Annotated in this window: 15 protein-coding genes and 2 other annotated features; of the genes, 13 read left to right on the plus strand and 2 right to left on the minus strand. The window is 35.2% G+C overall.

All coding sequences use genetic code 11. The features are described 5' to 3' along the window. The first annotated feature begins 152 nt into the window (after positions 1 to 152). From LOK41_RS06005 to LOK41_RS06055, 11 genes are all read left to right on the plus strand, one after another. A complete protein-coding gene (locus tag LOK41_RS06005; protein WP_241815688.1) occupies positions 153 to 503 on the plus strand; it encodes a lmo0954 family membrane protein in 351 nt (116 codons plus the stop codon). Between the two features lie 44 nt (positions 504 to 547). Further along, positions 548 to 1,198: a PspA/IM30 family protein gene (locus LOK41_RS06010; protein ID WP_241815689.1), complete on the plus strand. Its 651-nt coding sequence runs from the start codon at positions 548 to 550 to the stop codon at positions 1,196 to 1,198. 304 nt (positions 1,199 to 1,502) lie between these two features. Next, the gene (locus LOK41_RS06015) at positions 1,503 to 2,630 is read left to right on the plus strand and encodes a virulence factor (protein ID WP_241815690.1); all 1,128 of its coding nucleotides are present in this window, start codon (positions 1,503 to 1,505) and stop codon (positions 2,628 to 2,630) included. 4 nt (positions 2,631 to 2,634) lie between these two features. Next, positions 2,635 to 3,018: a thiol-disulfide oxidoreductase DCC family protein gene (locus tag LOK41_RS06020; RefSeq protein ID WP_241815691.1), complete on the plus strand. Its 384-nt coding sequence runs from the start codon at positions 2,635 to 2,637 to the stop codon at positions 3,016 to 3,018. Positions 3,019 to 3,101: 83 nt separating this feature from the next. Beyond that, positions 3,102 to 3,536, plus strand: coding sequence for a BrxA/BrxB family bacilliredoxin (locus LOK41_RS06025; protein ID WP_241815692.1), 435 nt, complete (start codon positions 3,102 to 3,104; stop codon positions 3,534 to 3,536). A gap of 48 nt (positions 3,537 to 3,584) precedes the next feature. Continuing rightward, positions 3,585 to 4,361 carry a class I SAM-dependent methyltransferase gene (locus LOK41_RS06030; protein ID WP_241815693.1) on the plus strand — a complete coding sequence of 259 codons (777 nt, stop codon included), beginning with the start codon at positions 3,585 to 3,587 and terminating at the stop codon, positions 4,359 to 4,361. 40 nt (positions 4,362 to 4,401) lie between these two features. After that, positions 4,402 to 4,615, plus strand: a binding site (T-box leader). Between the two features lie 45 nt (positions 4,616 to 4,660). Beyond that, positions 4,661 to 6,349, plus strand: coding sequence for an arginine--tRNA ligase (argS, locus tag LOK41_RS06035; RefSeq protein ID WP_241815694.1), 1,689 nt, complete (start codon positions 4,661 to 4,663; stop codon positions 6,347 to 6,349). Between the two features lie 304 nt (positions 6,350 to 6,653). Continuing rightward, positions 6,654 to 7,280, plus strand: coding sequence for a Type 1 glutamine amidotransferase-like domain-containing protein (locus LOK41_RS06040; RefSeq protein ID WP_241815695.1), 627 nt, complete (start codon positions 6,654 to 6,656; stop codon positions 7,278 to 7,280). 175 nt (positions 7,281 to 7,455) lie between these two features. Further along, positions 7,456 to 8,349 (plus strand): methyltransferase domain-containing protein, encoded by an 894-nt coding sequence (locus LOK41_RS06045; protein WP_241815696.1) that lies wholly within the window; start codon positions 7,456 to 7,458, stop codon positions 8,347 to 8,349. Positions 8,350 to 8,630: 281 nt separating this feature from the next. Beyond that, positions 8,631 to 9,458, plus strand: coding sequence for a DegV family protein (locus LOK41_RS06050; RefSeq protein ID WP_241815697.1), 828 nt, complete (start codon positions 8,631 to 8,633; stop codon positions 9,456 to 9,458). A 241-nt stretch (positions 9,459 to 9,699) separates the two neighbouring features. Then, positions 9,700 to 10,563: an MBL fold metallo-hydrolase gene (locus LOK41_RS06055; RefSeq protein WP_241815698.1), complete on the plus strand. Its 864-nt coding sequence runs from the start codon at positions 9,700 to 9,702 to the stop codon at positions 10,561 to 10,563. A gap of 89 nt (positions 10,564 to 10,652) precedes the next feature. Here LOK41_RS06055 and LOK41_RS06060 read toward each other — a convergent pair whose 3' ends face one another. Together LOK41_RS06060 and LOK41_RS06065 are read right to left on the minus strand one after the other, a co-directional pair. Further along, positions 10,653 to 11,825, minus strand: coding sequence for an MFS transporter (locus tag LOK41_RS06060; protein WP_241815699.1), 1,173 nt, complete (start codon positions 11,823 to 11,825; stop codon positions 10,653 to 10,655). After that, entirely contained in the window at positions 11,825 to 12,391 is a 567-nt protein-coding gene (locus LOK41_RS06065) for a PadR family transcriptional regulator (protein ID WP_241815700.1), read from the minus strand. The genes LOK41_RS06060 and LOK41_RS06065 overlap by 1 nt, the downstream gene beginning before the upstream one ends. A 484-nt stretch (positions 12,392 to 12,875) precedes the next feature. On the opposite strand from LOK41_RS06065, the gene LOK41_RS06070 reads away from it, so the two are divergent. Both LOK41_RS06070 and ileS read left to right on the plus strand, forming a co-directional pair. Then, complete coding sequence (locus tag LOK41_RS06070; protein ID WP_241815701.1) at positions 12,876 to 17,084, plus strand: bacteriocin-processing peptidase family protein; 4,209 nt, start codon at positions 12,876 to 12,878, stop codon at positions 17,082 to 17,084. Positions 17,085 to 17,199: 115 nt separating this feature from the next. Further along, positions 17,200 to 17,439: a binding site (T-box leader), on the plus strand. A gap of 54 nt (positions 17,440 to 17,493) precedes the next feature. After that, positions 17,494 to 20,595, plus strand: a complete 3,102-nt coding sequence (gene ileS, locus LOK41_RS06075; RefSeq protein ID WP_241815702.1) for an isoleucine--tRNA ligase — start codon at positions 17,494 to 17,496, stop codon at positions 20,593 to 20,595. Positions 20,596 to 20,881: the final 286 nt, after the last annotated feature.

A 20,881-nucleotide genomic window follows, 5' to 3' on the forward strand; every position in this document is an offset into this window, starting at 1 on the left:
TTAACTCTCCACTTCGTTTTATATACATCTTAATGTGGGTCTAACCTGGAATAGGTCTTAAGTCTGATTTGAAAACGGTTCTTAAGCTCGTTATGGAAAATCCAAAAAATAGTTAAGATAAGAGTATCAAATCGAAGGGAGGCAAGCACAAGATGAAACAATTTCTAGCGTTTATCGCAGCCGGTATTTTGGCTTTAATTGCTCTTGGTAGCCTTGCTGGTATTGTAGGATTCGCAATTGGAGCAGGGATCGTGTATTGGAGCTATAAATCATTTATGCGAGCACAATCATTTTTTGGAAAGTTAGCTTGGGGTATTGCTGGTTTAATCGGCTTGTCAATTGCCCTATCTCATTCCCCAGCACTAATCGGTATCGCAGCATTAGTCGTTCTATACTACGGATATCGGGAGTGGAAAAAAGAAAAAAATGTAGTGGATTCTTCTGAGGGTTCTACACGATATAGCAACTTTGAAGATGAGTGGAACAAGTTAATGAAAAACTAATATAAAACAATATAAATTATAAAGTAGAAGAGAGGCAGATTAGGATGAAACAATCTTTATTCGGACGCGTACGCGATGCAATTTTAGCAGATTTTCATAATGTTTTAGATGAGAAGGAAAGAAAAAATCCAATCGCTATGTTAAATCAATATTTACGTGATAGCGAGCGTGAAGTAACAAAAATTGAAAAATTAATTCAGCGTCATAAAACATTAAAATCTAACTTTGCTCGTGAACTTGAGCAGGCTCGTTACTTCGTAAATAAGAGAGCAAAACAGGCGATTATCGCACAAGAAGCAGGGGAAATGCAATTGCATGAACGTGCATTAGAAGAAGTAGCATATTATGAAGGGCAAGTCGCTCGTCTAGAAGAAATGTATGCAGGTGTATTGGAGCAAATTGATGAGTTAGAACGTCGCCTTTCTGAAATGAAGAATAAACTAAAAGAAATGAATGCAAAGCGCATGGAATTAATGGCTCGCGAAAATATGGCACATGCAAACCGTCGTATGAATACAGCTCTTCATAAAATGGATAAGAATAATCCGTTCTTACGTTTTGAAGAAATTGAAGATCACATTCGTGATTTAGAGCTTCGCATGAATGAAGATCATGAGCGTGATACATTTGATATGAAAATTGCAAAACTTGAGCGTGAAATGAAAGAAAAGGATGAAGTATCTTTAACAAAATAATTGTAGTACATTATAAATGAATTCATAGTGATAGAAAAAAGGTATTGTGGAAAGCAATACCTTTTTTTATTTACGGATAATAATTCTCTCATATTGTCTATTATCAATCTGCTTTTTTGAGCGGCAGAGAGACGGAATATGCTACGAAAAAGGATGTGTAAATAGGAGCAGTTGTTACATGATATTTACTAATTCTACTAAGACTATAATTGTGATTAGAAAAAGTAAGCGTCTCAGTAGGAGTATCTCTCTAGAACATGTTACAATACAGCTAAGAACAAGCAATAAAGGAGAGTTTATTTACGTGAAGATTAAAGCAATTGAACCAACGCCAAGTCCAAATACGATGAAAGTTATCTTAAATGAAGTGTTACCATCAGGAGCACGTAATAATTATACAAATGAAAATATGGAACAAGCACCAGAGCAAGTGCAGCACATTTTAAAAATTGAAGGTATTAAAGGTGTATACCATGTTGCAGACTTTTTAGCAGTTGAGAGAAATGCGAAGTATGACTGGAAAGTACTTTTGCAACAAGTTCGCGCTGTGTTTGGAGAAGAAGTAACTGAAGAAGATGAGAGGGAGCAACTTTCACATTTTGGTGAAGTGAAAGTATTCATTCAAATGTTCTTTACAATTCCGATGCAGGTGAAATTAACAGATGGAACAACGGAAGAGCGAGTTGGGTTACCAGACCGTTTTAAAGAGGCGATTATGAAAGTACAAATGTCTGCGCCTAACGTTGTGAAAGAGCGTAAATGGGTAGAACAAAGTACACGTTACGGTAATTTTGAGGAAATTGGAAAAGAAGTTGTCGAAGAAATTGTAGCTGCTTATCCAGAAGAGCGCGTTAACAAAACTGTAAAAGAATTATTAAATCAAGCAGGTGCGAAAGAAGTAACGATTGCAAAGCGTGAACCATATAAAGTAACAGAGGAAATGATGGCAGATCCTGATTGGAAGAATCGTTATGCAGCGCTTGAGCAAATGGATCCTACAGAAGAAGATATTCCTGTATTGAAGAAAGCATTAGAAGATGAAAAAGTATCAATCCGTCGCCTGGCAACAGCGTACTTAGGTATGGTAAAAGGTGATGAAGTATTGCCATTACTATATAAAGCTTTACTAGATCGATCTGTAAGTGTCCGCCGTACTGCGGGAGATTGTTTATCAGATGTAGGGGATCCAGCAGCGATGTTTGTGATGATTAAATCACTTAAAGATCCAAGTAAATTGGTACGTTGGCGTGCAGCGATGTTCTTATTTGAACTTGGTGATGAAAGTGCGATTCCAGCACTGCGCGCTGCGCAAGATGATCCAGAGTTCGAAGTAGCAATGCAAGCCCGTTTAGCGTTAGAACGTATTGAAGGCGGAGAAGAAGCGAAAGGATCTGTTTGGAAACAAATGACGGAGTCTCGTAAAGGAGAGTAATCCTATGATTGTTTTCTATGATAGCTGGTGTCCGATGTGCACCGCAGTAGCAGAGCGTACGAAGAAGCTTGATAAAAAAGGTGCAGTGAAGTTTGTTTCTTTTCGTGATAAAGATGTTGTAAAGGAATATCATCTTTCCAAAGAGCTGCAAGGAAAGATGGAACAAAGACTTTACATTTTACAAAATCATAAATGGTATGATGGGATTGGTAGTGTATATGTATTAGCCAAGGCTGTGCCATCATACTGGTTTGCGGTTCCTTTTATTAAGTTATCTATTTTACTTGGATTTGGAAATAAAGTGTATAATTATATTGCTAATAATAGAAAACTGGTACCTGTTGGGCACTGTCATGAAGGGGTTTGTGAAATTCCTTCAAAAAAATGAAAACATTGCTATCTTTCTTTTGCACCTATTATAAGAGCGTGATATGATGAATTTGGAATGAAAGTTGAAGGAGAGATTACAAGATGTCAAATGCATACGAAGAATATATGCGTCAAATGGTAATTCCCATGCGCCAAGAGCTAGTGCGTGCTGGATTTGAAGAATTAACTACAGAAGAAGCTGTAACAGAATATATGGAAAATGCGACAGGTACAACATTAGTGGTTGTAAACTCTGTTTGCGGCTGTGCAGCTGGTTTAGCTCGTCCATCAGCTGGTCAAGCGGTTGTACGTTCTGAGAAACAACCTAATCACCTTGTAACTGTATTTGCAGGTCAAGATAAAGATGCAACTGCAAAAATGCGTGAGTACTTCGGAGAAATTCCACCGTCTTCACCATCTATGGCATTATTAAAAGGAAACGAAGTTGTTCACTTCATTCATCGTCATGAAATTGAAGGTGCAACAATGGAAGAGATTATTAATAACTTAGAACAAGCTTTTGAAAAGCATTGCTAAAAAAGGGGGAGTGATTCTCCCTTTTTTCTTTATATATGAGGTGAAATGATGATTGTAACAACAGCAGGACGAACGAATGAGGAAATGACAACTTATGCAAAAGAGGTAGCGGAAGAATTACAATGCTCTTTTGTAGTACGTAACGATGTATCTGTGTCCAAACTACATGAACAGTTTGGCCAAGATATACTTGTCGTAGGAAAGAATCGGTTAGCAATTTATCCAAAAGGTACGGAAGAATCTTTCTTTTTCCATCCTAATTCTGCAATGTTTCGTGTGAAAAGATTAATGCGTGGAGAACATGATCCATTTGTAGAAGCTGCAAAGTTAGAAAAAGGAATGACGGTGTTAGATTGTACGCTTGGCATGGCATCGGATAGCATTGTAGCGAGTTATATTGTTGGAAAAGAGGGATCTATAACAGGTCTTGAAGGAAATCGCTATATGGCTTATATAATGAATAAAGGCTTAAAGCAGTGGTGTGCGGGGATACTAGCAATCGAGGAAGCAATGCGTAGAATTAGAGTGAAACAAACCGAACATTTTGATTTTCTAAAGAACTGCGAAGACGATAGTTATGACGTTGTGTATCTGGATCCGATGTTTGAAGAAACAGTAATTGAATCTGATGGAATTCGAGGTTTAAAACACTTTGCTTTATATAATGATATTACAGATGAAACGATTGCAGAAGCAAAGCGTGTTGCTAGGAAACGTGTTGTTTTAAAAGATCATTTTCGTAGTACACGATTTGAACGACATAACTTTTTTGTCCATAAGCGAAAAAGTGCAAAATTTCATTTTGGTGTAATTGAACCTTGCTAATTATTTGAAAAGATGTATAATAAGCAATAATCAATCATATAGGATGTCGTAGATGAAGAGAGTAGTCTGGTTCAGAAGTAAAGCGAGCTAGGGATGGTGCGAGCCTAGTACGGAGAAACGGATGAAACGCACTTCGGAGACGCTGCTTGAAATGAATAGTAGAGTAAGCCGGGGCCCCCTGTCCTCGTTATCAACGGGAAAGTGGTTCTTCGGAACAACAAGGGTGGTACCACGGGTGATAACTCGTCTCTTTTTTAGAGGCGAGTTTTTTGTGTTTTAAAAAATAAGGAGGGAGTAACATGAAATATAAAATTAAATTTGCAAAAAGTTTATTTGAAGTAATTGAATCAGAATTATTACTGGAACAGATTATAGATCTAATTGAAACTCCGAAGCAAGATGAATTCGGAGACGCAGCATTCCCTTGTTTCATGCTTGCCAAGCAATATAAAAAAGCACCAGCAATTATCGCGAAAGAAATCGCTGAGAACTTAAATGATTCATTTTTTACAAAAGTAGAGGCAGTTGGACCATATGTGAATGTATTTTTCAACCGTCATATCGTAAGCGATGATGTATTAAAAACGATTTTAGCTGAAAAAGAAGAATATGGACAGGGGCATTTTGGGCGAGAAAAAACAGTAGTAATTGATTACTCTTCACCAAATATCGCGAAACCGTTCTCCATGGGACATTTACGTTCAACGATGATCGGCAACTCTTTAAAACATATCGCTAAAAAGTGTGGATATGAAGTTGTAGGAATCAATTATATTGGTGATTGGGGAACGCAGTTTGGAAAATTAATTACCGCATATAAAAAATGGGGAAATGAAGAGCTTGTAAAAGAAGATCCGATTCGTGAATTATTCAAATTATATGTTCACTTCCATGAAGAAGTGAAAGAGAACCCAGAGCTAGAAGAAGAAGGTCGTGCATGGTTTAAGAAATTAGAAGATGGTGATGAAGAAGCGGTCTTCTTATGGAATTGGTTCCGTCATGAATCTTTAAAAGAGTTCTCTCGTATTTATGAACTTCTTGGTGTTGAATTTACGAACTTCCAAGGAGAGGCTTTCTATAATGATAAAATGGATGACTTTGTTGAAACCTTAGAAGAAAAAGGATTATTAGAAGAATCAGATGGAGCACAAGTTGTTAATTTAGAAAAAGAAGATATGCCGCCATGTTTAATTAAAAAATCAGATGGAGCCACGCTTTATGCAACCCGCGATTTAACAGCGGCACTCTATCGTCAAAACACATATGAATTTGATAAAGCGCTATATGTAGTAGGCGCAGAACAAAGCTTGCACTTTACACAATTTTTCACCGTATTAAAGAAACTCGGTTATAACTGGGTAGATGGGATGGCACATGTACCATTTGGACTCATTTTAAAAGATGGTAAAAAAATGTCCACACGTAAGGGGAAAGTTGTATTACTTGAGGAAGTATTAGAAGAAGCGATTACGCTTGCAGAGCAAAATATCGAAGATAAGAACCCGAACTTAAAGCAAAAAGAAGAAGTTGCAAAACAAGTGGGTGTCGGGGCAGTCATTTTCCATGATTTGAAAAATGAACGTATGCACAATATTGAATTCTCTTTAGAAAAAATGCTGAAATTCGAAGGGGAAACAGGACCATATGTTCAATATACACATGCACGTGCTTGCTCCATTTTACGAAAAGAAAATGTTGAATTTGAAACAGAATCGTTTGCGCTAAACGATGATCATAGTTGGAGTACGATAAAATTATTAAATAGATTCTCTAAGGTCATTGAAACAGCCTTTTCTAAAAATGAACCTTCACATATTGCGAAGTATTTGTTAGATGTCGCACAAGCATTTAATAAATATTATGGAAATATTCGTATTTTAGAAAATAATGAAGAGAAGGAAAGTAGACTTGCACTTGTTTATGCAGTAACGATTGTGTTAAAAGAAGGATTGCGTTTACTTGGAATGGGTGCTCCGGAAGAGATGTAATTGAGTAGAATTTTATCTTACTATTTGTGGACAGTAAAACTCCGACCTCAAAATTCAGTAAGAAATAAGAAGTTAGGTGGGAAATAAACTGCTTGTAAAAGCCTGACTGGTAAAGGTTAATAATCAGTGGGGGTGAAGAAAACTTCCACTGATTAGAATTTCATTTTATATTATTTAAAATATATTCAAAAAAGATATATATTTTAAAATTAGTATTAAGCTTTACAAGTGAAAAAGGTCAAAAAGAAATCAAAAAAACTGAAAAATAAGAAAATATAAACTGAAAAATAGGGGGATTTTAATGATGAAAATGATATTATATAGCGATCAAATACAAGAAGATAGAAAATTGGATTATGAGCTTTTAAGGTTATTAAATAAAGAAAATCCTTCAATAGCATATCTTCGATCATCTTCAGATGAAACGGGAAAGTATTTTAACAGTGTAGTTAAATACTATAGAGATTTAGGAATTAGTAATGTAGAATATTTTGATTTAGATAAAGAATACGATGAAAGAAAGGTTAATAACATATTTAATTATGATGCAATACATCTTTCAGGTGGAAATACATTTCGCTTTTTAAATTCCCTAAGAAAAAGAAATTTATTGCATTCATTAAAATCTTATGCGGGAAATGGTGGGGTTTTAATTGGTGTTAGTGCAGGTAGTATAATAACAACTAAAAGTATTGATACAGCTCAATTTGTAGACGAGGATATTATAGGACTAGAGGATAGGAGCTCTTTAGGGTTTGTAGATTTTGATTTTATGCCTCATTGGAGCGAGGAGCAAAGTGAAAAATATTTAGAGTTATTAAAGGATTATTCCAAGCGGAAAAATAGGACAATTTATGCTTGTAAAGATGGTGATGGGATAGTTATTGATAAAGAAGATATTAAATTGATTGGAAATGTTATGAAAATCTAATTTGGTTTCAATTTATTAAATACATTTTGTCTAAATGAGCTTAATAGATTTCTAGCTACATTAAGAACTTATGAACATGAAAAAATGCTTTTATATCTAGAAAATATTTTTATCATCTGCTCAAAGAAGGGAATCGAATCAGTACTTTCAATATAAACACAAGGAGGCTGCTCGATTGAATGAGTATGAATGGGATAATAAGTTAGAGTATTTGAGAAATACAAGGGATCTATATTATAACGATGATTATATAAGCTTTTTGATAAATGCAGTTTGGAAAATCTCTAAACCGGTTCATATTGTTGACTTTGGTTGTGGATACGGCTATTTAGGTCTGAAACTATTGCCTTTGTTACCAAAAGGGTCTAGATATACAGGAATTGATAAGGGGAAAAAATTAATTAATGAAGCAAGAGAGTTGTTTCGAAGTCTTCCATATGAAGTGGAATTTATTGAGGCAGATGTTACTGAAATTGAATTAGAGACTAAGTATGATATAGCAGTTTGTCATGCTTTTTTATTACATATGGATAATCCAAAAAACATGTTGGGAAAAATGATAGATTCAGTGGTTGATGGAGGTAATATCATATGTTTTGAACCGCATTGGATTTCTAACATGTCTTCGTATTATTTGAATAATCAAGAGCAATCTGAAATAATCCAGCTTGGTGTTCTACAAAAATTGTTTGAAATAGATGCAAAACGAAATGGCAAAGATGGCAACATCGGGATTAAATTACCGACATATCTAAGTGAGTTAGGGATAGAAAATATTGAGTGTAGGGTTAGCGATAAAGTTAATTTTCTTAATACAAATGAGATACAAAGAGTTAAACAACAATTGTATCACTCACTTAAGGAAGAGGGGATTGGTAATACCCCTGCTGAAAAGGATGAGTTTATTGAACGTTTAATCAACCGAGGATTGACATACAATGAAGCGATAGCACAGTACGAGGCAGAAAGAAGATTCTCTAAAGAATTTACTGTAGAATCTTCTTTCGTCTATGCCCCAAGTATGAAAATTCCTTTTGGAATAGTGAAGAATAAGTCATATGAATGGTAGGCTGACAAATAAAGCAATGAGATAAGACTTCTAACTTCGTATACGTGTTAGAAGTCTTATTTTTCAGTTGGATAGTATTTTCTAAAAGTAAATATGTCAAAATCGTGTACGAATGCGAATAGATTCGATATTAATTTTGAAAACCTTGCTTAAACCATCTATCTCCTATGGAAAAACAGAGATAGTCTTGTTATGATAACAAGCATAGTCCTTTTTATAACTCAAATAGATAGAATTATGAGAAAAGTTCAAGAAAAGGATGCACACAAGGGAGGAACAACATGAAGCGTGTTGCTTGGTTTACTGATAGTACAACTGCAAGCTTTACAACAAGTGAAGATACTTTTGTTATACCTATTGAAATTGTTATTAATGGAACAGCCTATAAAGATTGTGAAGAAGGTGTTCGTGAACGTGTTTACGATGCATTAAAAGAAGGTGTAACCGTAACAACGTCACAACCTAATTTTGGAGAGATGGTTGCACTCTTCTCTAAATGTAAAGAAGAATATGAAGAAGGATTTGCGATCACAATTAGCGGGAAAGTAAGTGGAACTTATCAAAATATGATACTTGCAGCAGAAATGGCAGGATTTCCTTTAATCGTAATAGATAGTGAAACAACGAGTTATCCAATGGATGAAATTTTAACAAAAGCGCAAACGTTATACCGTGAGGGTATGACTTTACAAGATATACAAGAGACAATACAACATATGGAACGTAGTCCTTACTATGTATTTCCAAAAGATTTGAAAGGTCTATATGCAAGTGGACGTGTGAAGGGTGTGCAATTTATAATAGGTAGCCTACTAAGCGTAAACCTAATTCTAGAAGTACACCATGGTGAACTTATATTGAAAAAGAAAGTTCGTAAAATACAAAAATGTAAAGAATATATGCGAAGTGAACTTGAAAAAGAAATGCCGAAAGTAGTCCATGTTTTCCATGCGAATGATAAAGAAGGAGCAGAAGAATGGATTTCTGATTTCAGAGCAGCATTTCCTGAAATGAAGTTTTTAATTTACCCACTTCCTATATCTTTTGCTGTTCATGCAGGTGCTGGAACAATTGCGATTAGCTTTTCGAAAGGAAAAAACCGTGAATAATTCACGGTTTTTTTGATGCGCCAGTTATGTAAAGGGAAATAATTCAGTGAATAAGAGATGAAATGTTTTAGTAATAAGTATAGGATAAATTTGTATTCATATAACGAAAAACAAGCTATTCTTTTTATAGAATTATACAGAAAAGATGGTATTTTTATGGATCTATCAAATTCTGATAAGCTACAATTATTTTCTAAAGAATTAGAGCAACATATGTCACCATATAAAGGAGAATGGGAATTTGCAAAAAATAGAAAGAATATCAAATCGGGTTTTATACTTACCACCATATCAAGAAACGGATCGACCAATTTTAGCGGCAATTAAAGGGGCCAAAAAAACATTATTAATTGATGCTGGCAATTCATCTAAACATGCTAATTTATTTCTTAAACAATTAGAAGACGTACATATTAAAGGTGATTATCTTGTTCTCACTCACTCAGATTGGGATCATGTATTTGGCATGAGTGCAATGAATATACCAACGATAGCTCATTATAAAACTCACAAAAAAATTAAAAGGCTTCAGAATTTATCATGGGAAGACAAATTTTTAGATCAGCGTGTTAAAGAAGGTATAGAAATTCCATTTTGTGCGGAAGCAATAAAGAAAGAATTGGGTCATCAGAGAGAGGTGTTTCTTCCAATACCTGATATTACATTTGATAAGCAAATGTCTATTAATTTAGGGGAAGTAACAGCTGTAATTGAACATGTAGGTGGCGATCACGCTGATGATTGTATTGTTATTTATATTCCAGAAGAAAAAGCTCTTTTTCTTGGGGATTGCATGTACGCAAATCTCTACTCGAAAAAATGGAGTTATACCATTAAAAATACCTTGCAGCTAGTTAAGCAGCTTGAAAAATATGATGCAGACATTTTTTTCTTGTCTCATCATGATAAGCCCGTTTATAAAGAGGAATTCCAAATGAAAATTAATTTTTTAAAAGATACAGCATTTCTGACGGAAACATATAAGGGGAATGAAAAAGCCATTACCAAAGAGCTTGTAAAGAGGCTGCAAAGAAAATTAAATGCTGAAGAAATGGAAATAATCAATTTTTTTGCAAATGGATACCAGATAGAAAGATTTGAATAATGCACTCAGAAAAAAGTATGTTAAAAGGCCCAAGAATTTTTGTCTCTGGGCCTTTTAGTGTTGTAACTTTTCATGACTATAACCCAACATTATTTTTTCATTTTCCATAAAAACAAGCAAAGATAACAGAAAAGAAGAACACTAAATATGTAGAAAGCATTTGTTAACCCAAATAAATCTGATAAACTTCCGCTAAGCATAGGTCCGAAAAACATACCAATTGAGTAGGCTGTATTATAGATTGCAAAAAGTATTCCATATGCTTGAACTCCATTTTTGTCTGCGAGATATGTAAGTTCTGGTAAAGCTGGTGCTAGTAAGAGGCTAAAACTAATTCCAAGGATAGCAAGTACAAATATTTCAAGAGCGGTATGAGAAACAATCGCTGTAAATGGGAAACATAAAGTAGCCAAAGCTATGCCGAGTGCCATCGTTTGTTTTCTGCCAAGTTTAGTCGAAAGTGTGCCGATGATTGGAGCGGTAAAGCCATATGCGAGTGTTGGGACAGCGAATAATAGTCCAATTGTTCCTGGGCTAAGGTGCAAGATGTTTTGTAAGTAGAGAGGAAGAGTTGGTTCTAAAGCACTAGGCAAGGCAGCTCCTAGAATAATAATGCCCATGATAATAAATAAAGAATGCATCTTAAGAATAGATCGATAGCTAATTCGTTGGTCTGTGCTGGATATTGGTTCATCACGAAGCAAAGTGATTCGTAATATGCCATCAATGAAGGCAATAGTTGCAGCGATCATAAAGGGAAGATGATACCCGCCCCATTGATAAAGCGTCCCGCCAATTGTTGGACCAAGGAGCATTCCAGCTGCTTGGCCAGATAAGGATAGGTCCATAGCTTTTCCACGTTCTTGCAGAGGAAATACATCTGCAAGGAGTGCTAATCCAGCTGTCCATGTTGCTGCTGCAGAGATACCTTGTAGCATTCTTGCTAGTACGAGTAACCAAAAGCTATTTGCAAGCCCGAATAATATAGTTGCAGCTGCAAGTCCAAATAAGCCTAGAATCATAGGAAGGCGTCTTCCAACTTTATCAGAAACCACTCCTAAAATGGGAGTGGCGAGAAGTAGAGTAATCGCGTAACTACCGAATAAAAAACCAATCTCTGTTTGGGAAGCACCTAGGGTTTCTGCGTACCGTGGTAAAATTGGGACAATCATTCCGTAGATGAGCATATCTGTAAAGACAGCTACTGCTACAACCCATAATGAAGCTTTTTGTACGCGAGACATTTTTAATCTAGCCTCCATCATTTTTCCCCCGTGTTCTTCTTATTTTCTAATCGAGATAACATTTTTTCCATTTTTTCAATGAAACGTAGCTGCATTTCGCATTGTTCAAAAATATTTTCAAAAATCAGACTTACATGCTCCGGAATATCTATCATTTTTTCTTTAATAGATTGTCCAGCTTTCATATTTTCGTACATTTCTATAATTTTCTTTTTTTGTTCTTGTAAGGCGGATGAGATGTGTTCAAGAGAAACAGTATTTGCGTTGAAGAAAGTGAGTGCTGTATATAACTCTGTTGGGAAAGCAACTGAAGAATGCTGGAATGACTGAATCATGAGTGTATGAAACTCCTCTTTTCCAGCAGGCGTAATACTGTAAATTGCTTTGGAACGATTCCCTGTTTTTTCAACAGCATCAAGCTCTACTAATCCTTCTTTATCCATTTTTTTAAAAGCATGATAAATCGAAGCAGGAAAAACACCTGCCCAAGTATCAGTTTGTGCAGATTGCATAGCTTGCTGTAATTCATATCCAGACATAGGACCATATTGCATGAGTAAACCTAGCACCATTAATCGTGTCATATGTATAGCCTCCATTCCAATAGAAAAGATAGAATACTAAACGTTTAGTATTTATTTAAAATATATGTGGGAATATTTGTTTTGTCAATAAAAGGATGAGATTTGTTTTATCTCGCATAAACGGGCAGTAAGACTCTCACCTCAAAATCTAGTGAAAGCAAAGGCGTTTAGATCGGATACAAACCTCTCGGAAATTTTGATATATAATAATGATCAATTTAATAAAATGGTTGTATTTTATTAAATTAAATAAAATAGATGCAAAAATAGTTGTTTTTCTTATTTTTAAACAATAATTTAAACTATATCGTTTAGTATTGAGAATTATATAAGGTTTTTATTGAATACCTTATATATACTGTGTAAAATCTAAGAAAGCAGATAAGGATAATACTTCCAGAATTTGTGAGTGGGAAAGCCCACGAACTTTAGCCGTGGGAGTGGTCAACGATGCGTAATAAAAATAATTACTTGAGGTGAATGCATGTTAGAATTGAGGCGATTGGAGACATGTTTGAAAGAAAAACGATTTGTAGACGGATTACAAGATGTAAATAGTGAAATTTCTCATATAAAAGAAGTCAATAAATTCTCTTATTTGAAAGAATGGCTTTCTTCGATTTCATCCACTGAGGAATTTGATACACTGATCCGTCTCACTGACGAAGGGCTTATGCACCAATATAGTGCCTTTTTAATCCGCTATTCATATAAAAAATTTCCAAATATGAGAACGCTCTCTTTATATTGTGATGAGCTAATTGATGACCGAAAAATACTTGATGCTGAAAAATTATTAAAGGATGCCTTGGAAGATATAAAGGTAGATCAAATAGATTCTGATATTTTATCTAAAGCATATTTTACATTGGTAAGATGTCTTTTAGAAATGAAACGAAATGAAGAAGCATTCGAATATATGAAAAAAGCTGAGAGTTATAGTACACGTCCAGTTTTTGATAAATGGGGCTATTTTTATATACAAACAGGAGAATGGGAGAAAGCGGAAAATTCGCTTTTAGCTGGGATGGAACATAAGGAAAATGAAGAATTAGCGATCTATCTATTATCACAGCTGTATGCATATAAAGGCGAACAGAAACGAGCGTTACAACTGATTAACGATGCAATAGATCAGTTTCCACAAATACCGTATTTTTATTTTGAAAAGGTGAAACATTTACTAGATTTACAGCGTTATGAGGAAATGCTAATTGTAATAGATAAGATCAATCGGATATTGCCGTATCATTCGTATAAAGCCTATTTTACACATTTACGTGCAGAAGCGTTGTATAAAATGAATAAGATTCAGGATTTACTTGCTTTATTAAAAACGGAAGTATGTTTAAAAAAGTCGCTATATCATAATATGGAAAAATACCGGGCTGGAAAAAAAGTAAGATTACCATTAGTACCAATCGTACAAAAAGATAACTATTGTGTTCCAGCGAGCTTGGAGATGATGCTCCGCTTATGGGGAGAAAGGTGTACACAAGATGAAATTGCGAATCATATATTTGATGTAACAGGATCGAAGTTTTCAGATACGGTTACGTATTTAGAAAAAATGGGCTATGTTTGTCGTTATTTCAAGGGAAACGAAAAGAATTATAAAGCGTTACTTGACCGAAACATTCCAGTTTTATTAAGTATAGATATTGAACATGCATCCCACGTTCAAGTTCTTTCTGGATATGATGATCAGTTACAAGCTTTTTTTGCTCAAGATCCTAACTTTTTGGAACCACTTTTTATTGAATATGAGAAGCTGCAGGAAAGATATCGTTACACCGATGGCCTATCTATTGTATTTGTTCCTAAGGAGGAAAAGGAACAATTGTCATTTTTAGTAGAAGAGGAAGATGTATATTTCCGCAAGCTATTCTCTTTGACGGATCATTTAGAAGAACAGGATAAACAAGGAATTGAAAAATTAGTTTCATTTTTACAAGAGACAAGCGAAAATCCGTATACGTGGTTATACACAATCAAACATATGGATGTTGAAGTAAATCAGGAGTTTATTCTTTTTTGTGCTGAAAGGTTAATAGAAAAATATCCAGATTCAGACTTTGTTAAGCTTCATAGTGCACAATGCTTTATCCGTATACAAGATATGGAGCGGGCTAGTGATGTCTTACAAAGTGTCGAGAAAAAGAATAATCAAGCATTGTATCATTTTATACATGGACGCTATTCTTTAGAGAAAGAAGAGTATGAGGAAGCAATTTCTAGTTTTCGCTCATCGTTACAATTAGATGCTGATCAGCCAATCGCATGGAGTTTTCTAGCATTATCATATATGTATATCGATCAGTCTGAACAGGGCTTGAAAATGTCACAAATTGCACTAGGGCGTCATCCTGATCGGTTTGTTCTTGTAAACCATGGTTTGATCTTAATGGATTTAGAGCGCTATAAGGAAGCATACGAAGTGTTTAATGATTTATTGAAAGAATATAAGCGTGAAGCACATATATGGTATGAAAGAGCCAAATGTGCGCATCAAATGGAGAAATTACATTTAGCAATCAAAGGACTTCGCACCGCAATTCAATTAGATAAAACAGTATCATATCCATATGTGAAACTCTCAGAAATATATGAATTAGATTTAGATGATAAAAAGGGTGCAGAAGAAATTTTATTGCAGGGTATCGAAAATTGTGAAGAAGCAACGTCATTATATGTTCGATTAGGAGATTTACATTTTCAAAATGATGAATTTGAAGAAGCTGAAAAGATATATAAACGTGCTTTAGAAGAGAATAATAGAGATGTTTATTCTCATTTTGGTTTGATTCAAATTTATATGGCAAAAGGACAGTATGGTGATGCAAAGCGGTATATTTTTAGTATGGAACAGCAATTTGAACAAAATGATGAGTTTCTTATGAATGCAGGAATGGTACTGTGGGATGCTGAAATTGAATTAGGAGCTAATGAAGAACAATTAAAGATAGCGTTGTCTAAGTTAGAGAAGGGTATCCGATGTTTGAAAAATAATATAGCAAATATGTTAGAGGAATATGTAAATAGAGTTGAAGGAACGGTATTTATACAACGTGGGATCGCGTTTTTAAGAAAACTAGGAAAAGAAAGACCAGATATAACCGAGTATGATTGTTATGCTGGTATTTTATATGAATCTCTTGGACAATATGATCAAGCGATGAAACGATACCATCAGGCAATAAAGTTCAGAAAGAGTACGCTTCCGTATTATCGTATTGGTGAATCCCTTATGGCATTAGGAGAATTGGAATCGGCAAAAAATGCGTATGAGACTTGTTTAGAAATGGATTCAACTTTTATTGGAGTGCACGTAAAGCTAGCGGAAATATATGAAAAAGAAGAAAATCGTCTAAAAGAACAATATCATATGTTTCAGGCAATGCTGCAAGAGCCGATGATCGTAAATATGGAGTATTTAGCAGAGCTTTCAGTAAAAAATTGTCTTCATAAAGAGCTTTTATCTGAGTTAGATAAATTAGATGGTAAAGTAGATGAAATGTGGCGTTTAGATGCCCTTGCATATGTATATGGTGCCATGAAAGAGAGGGAGAAAGAACAAGAGCTAGTGGAAGAAGCTTTACAAATAGATGAGGAACATGTAGAAGTACGATATCACTATGCAAAAGTACTTGTTAAAAAAAGGGATTCAGAAGCGATTCCATTTGTTACAAGTTTAATAAGACAAGACATTGAAAATGAGCGTGTATTTGAAGTGTACGTTCAAGCGATGGAACAACAGCGGAAAGTATCTCAAATACGAGATTCTCTTCATTTGTTGCCCGTTAAGAAAAAAGAAAGAAGCACAGCATTTATGTATGCTGCATCTGTACTTGCTGAGAGATTGACTGCGCAACAACAAAATGAAGAACCGAAGAAATCAATTTTTACAAGAGCATTTTATCGAATGAAAAACCGTGCGAAAGAAATCTCGTTTATTACAACTGTAATTGATTTATTTGAAATCTCTTTAAAATTAAATGCTAGAAATAGTATAGCAGCGCAGCGTTTAGCGATGTTTTATGAAAACGGAAATATGATTAAAGAAGCGATAGATGTATTACAAACATCATTAGAAAACATTTGGGATGTTAGCACGGTAAGGCAACTTGTAAATCTTCTCATCGAACACGGTGATGAAGATGAAGAGATGTTAAGAGATGCTCTTGAATTCATAAAACAGATGATTAGAGAAGAGCCCAATGATTATAACACTCTGTTATTACATTCCAATGTTCTGTTCATGTTAGGGGAAGAGAAACAGGCAGAAAAGATCTGCTTACAATTAATTGAAAGAATGCCTTTTGTGAGCCGAACATTTCTTGCTTTAGCGGAAATCTATCAAAGTGAAGCAAGATTTGAAGATTCTATTTCGATGTTAGAAGAGGGAGTCTTGCATCATCCAAAAGATCGTGCAATGTTTCTCGCCTTAGCAGCGTCTTATCACCAGATTGGAAAAACAGAAAAGGCAGAAGAGCTAACAAATTATATATTATCTTTCGATTCTTCGGATTTGTTAGTTCGATACAATAGAGCATGCTATTTAGCTGTTTTAAATAGAAATGATGAGGCGAAAGCAGAACTTGAAACAGTTCTTCATGAAGATGAAACTGGATTTTTTGCAGAACTTGTGGAAGATGATGAAGATTTAGTGGAAGTATGGGAAACGATAAAGTAATAGAAATCTTTTATGATGTATAAGATTCGAAATTTAGGATGAAAATGAAAATATATTTTTGAATTGATTGACAATTATCTGTTTCATGGAATAAAATAACTGTTAATAAAAGTATACAAATCTGAAGACGAGAAAGAGTAAAATATCGTACTGTTCTCCAGAGAGCCGGCACTATGCTGAAAGCCGGTGTACAGACTTTATTTAAAAATCATCTCCGAGGAGCCGTGGCTGAATAAAGTAAGCTCGGACGGATGTCTACCGTTACAAAGAACGCGTATGTTAGTACGTTGCTAAGTGCTATTGGTGAAGATGCTAATAGAATTAGGGTGGTAACGCGGGTAAACCCGTCCCTACTTATAGGGACGGGTTTTTTGTGTGCTTTTACAAAATTTCAAAGGAGTGATTGTAAATGGAGAAGGTAGATGTAAAAGAATCAGCTGTAGGGAGAGAAACACGTATTCGCAAGCAGTGGAACAAGCAGAATATCTTTGAGCAATCCATTCGAAATCGTGAAGGTGCACAATCTTTCGTTTTTTATGAAGGGCCACCAACTGCAAATGGATTGCCGCACGTAGGGCATGCGCTTGGACGGACAATTAAAGATTTAGTAGCAAGATATAAAACGATGACTGGATATAAAGTACTTCGAAAAGCTGGATGGGATACACATGGATTACCGGTAGAATTAGGAGTTGAAAAACAGCTTGGTATCTCTGGTAAACATGAGATTGAAGAATACGGAATTGAACCATTTATTCAAAAATGTAGGGAAAGTGTATTTACGTATGAGAAGCAGTGGCGTGAATTTACTGAGAGCATCGGATATTGGGTCGATATGGATGCCCCGTATGTAACGTTGGAGAATCATTATATCGAAAGTGTATGGAATATTCTTGGAACAATTCATGAAAAAGGGCTGCTATATAAAGGACATCGAGTTTCGCCGTATTGCCCAAGTTGCCAAACATCACTAAGTTCGCATGAAGTGGCGCAAGGATATAAAACAGTAAAAGATTTAAGTGCGACTGTGAAATTTAAAGTGTTAAATAGTGAAAATGAATATTTTCTTGGATGGACAACAACTCCGTGGACGTTGCCTGCCAATGTAGCACTTGCTGTACATCCAGATATGGAATATGTGAAAGCAGAGAAAGATGGAACTGTTTATATTGTCGCAAAAGAGCGTGCAAATGATGTATTAAAACATGGCTATCAAGTATTATCTACTCATAAAGGAGAAGAATTAGTAGGTACTTCATACGTAGCACCATTTCCTATGGATGAAGTTACGAATGGATACCGTGTTATTTCAGCAGACTTTGTTACAGGAGATAGCGGAACGGGACTTGTTCATATCGCACCAGCTTATGGAGAAGATGATTATAAAGTGGTGCAAAATCAAGGATTATCTTTTCTGCATGTTGTAGATGAGCAAGGGAAGTATACGGACGCTGTTCCGTTTTTACAAGGTAAGTTTGTGAAAGAATGTGATGTTGATATTGTTCGTTATTTAGCTGGAGAAGGATTGCTATACCATAAAGAGAAATATGAACATAGTTATCCGCATTGCTGGCGCTGTGATTCACCACTCTTGTATTATGCTGGAGAAAGCTGGTTCATTCGGACAACTGAGATTAAAGAGACTTTCTTACAGAATAATGATGCAGTCACATGGTATCCAGATCATATGAAACACGGGCGATTCGGGAAATTTTTAGAGAATATGGTGGACTGGAATATTAGCCGAAAACGATACTGGGGAACACCGTTAAATGTATGGGAATGTGAAAACTGTGATTATCAATTCGCACCGAAGAGTATCGATGAATTAAGAAAGCATAGCGTAGGGCAGACAGATGAAAATTTAGAGCTTCATAAACCGTATGTAGATGAAGTGAAAGTATGCTGTGAAATATGCGGCAATTCAATGACTCGTACGCCAGAAGTAATCGATGTATGGTTTGATAGCGGTTCAATGCCATTTGCACAATATCATTATCCGTTTGAAAATAAAGAGCTTTTTGAGGAGCAATTTCCAGCTGATGTAATCGCTGAAGGTGTTGATCAAACGCGTGGTTGGTTTTATAGCTTATTAGCAGTAGCGGCTTTATATACTGGAAAAGTACCATACAAACGTGTGTTATCCCTTGGACATGTGCTAGATGAACAAGGACAGAAAATGTCTAAAAGTAAAGGGAATGCATTGGATCCAGTAGAGTTAGTTGAAAAGTTTGGTGCAGATGCATTAAGATGGGCACTTCTCGTTGATAGTGCACCGTGGAATGCAAAGCGTTTTTCAGAAAGAACAGTGCAAGAAGCGAAATCAAAACTTGTAGATACACTTGTGAATGTATATAGCTTTTATGTTTTATACGCAAATTTAGATGAATATGATCCAAAAGGGAAGTACGAGGTTAAGAGAACAAAACTAGATGAGTGGGTACTATCACGTCTTCACAGTACAACGAAAAAAGTAAGAAACGCATTAGAAGAGTATCAATTTACAAATGCAGCTCGTGAAATTGCGGCTCTTGTAGATGAGGTCAGTAACTGGTATGTAAGACGTTCTCGCAATCGTTTTTGGGAATCTAGCATGAATCCTGAAAAGGCTGCGGCATATGAAACACTTCATGAAGTGCTTGTAACAATTAGTAAATTACTGGCTCCGTTTACTCCATTTGTAGCGGAAGATATTCATCTTAACTTAGAAGGAAGTAGCGTTCATTTAGCGGATTATCCAGTAGTAGATGAAATGATTATTCAAACAAAACTAGAACAAGAAATGGATGCTGTTTTACAAGTTGTCGAGCTTGGACGGAGTAACCGAAATCAACATGCATTAAAAGTAAAACAGCCATTAGCTGAACTTGTACTACTCGAGCATCATGAGCAGAAAGTGGACTGGGGATCTTATCGTGATATTGTAATGGATGAACTGAATGTAAAAGCATTTCATGTAGAATTAGATGAAACAAAGTATACATCATATCAATTAAAGCTGAATTTTAAGACGGCAGGACCGAAATTTGGGAAGAACGTCAATGCTGTAAATCAATGGCTGAAACAATTATCACAAGAAGAAGTACAAAATTTTGTTGTAGATGAAAGAGCAACGCATAAGCTTGTCTCAGGAGAACAGGTTATAGTAACACTTGAAGATGTATTCGTAGAACAAGTACCAAAAGCAGGATTTTCTAATACAACAAATGGACAATATACAGTCATGTTAGATACAAACGTAACAAATGAATTGTTACAAGAAGGAGTAGCACGAGAGTTTATCCGAGCTGTTCAAGAGTATCGAAAACAGTTGAATTTACCAGTTAATTTGCGAGTAGATGTAATTCTTGATACAGAAGATGAATTACAGAGAACATTAACAAAACATAAAGAATTGTTCGAGGAAAACTTGTTAGTAAAGCAATTTACATTTCAAGGACTAACACAAGATGATGATGAGATTTCTTTAGGTGAGAAAAAGATTCGAATCAGATTAAGTTCGGCTAGCTAATTCACAAAAAGTAGTATGTGATAGAAAGTGGAATTGCAAAATCCTGTATGAATCATACAGGATTTTGTTCTTATATTATTTGTTTCCTAAGTAATGACGTGGTTTTTGTATTACGATTGATTATGGAAACAACTAAATATCATAAATCTCTAAATACTCATAGTGATTTATATCTTTCGAAAGTATTTATTACTTTCATGCACAAATATTGAGAAAATATTACTTTATCTATTATCATGGAAAAGAGAAAGGTAATATAATCAACCTTATAGAATTACTCGTACAT

This window comes from Bacillus sp. TL12 (assembly GCF_022625245.1).
Lineage (GTDB): Bacteria > Bacillota > Bacilli > Bacillales > Bacillaceae_G > Bacillus_A.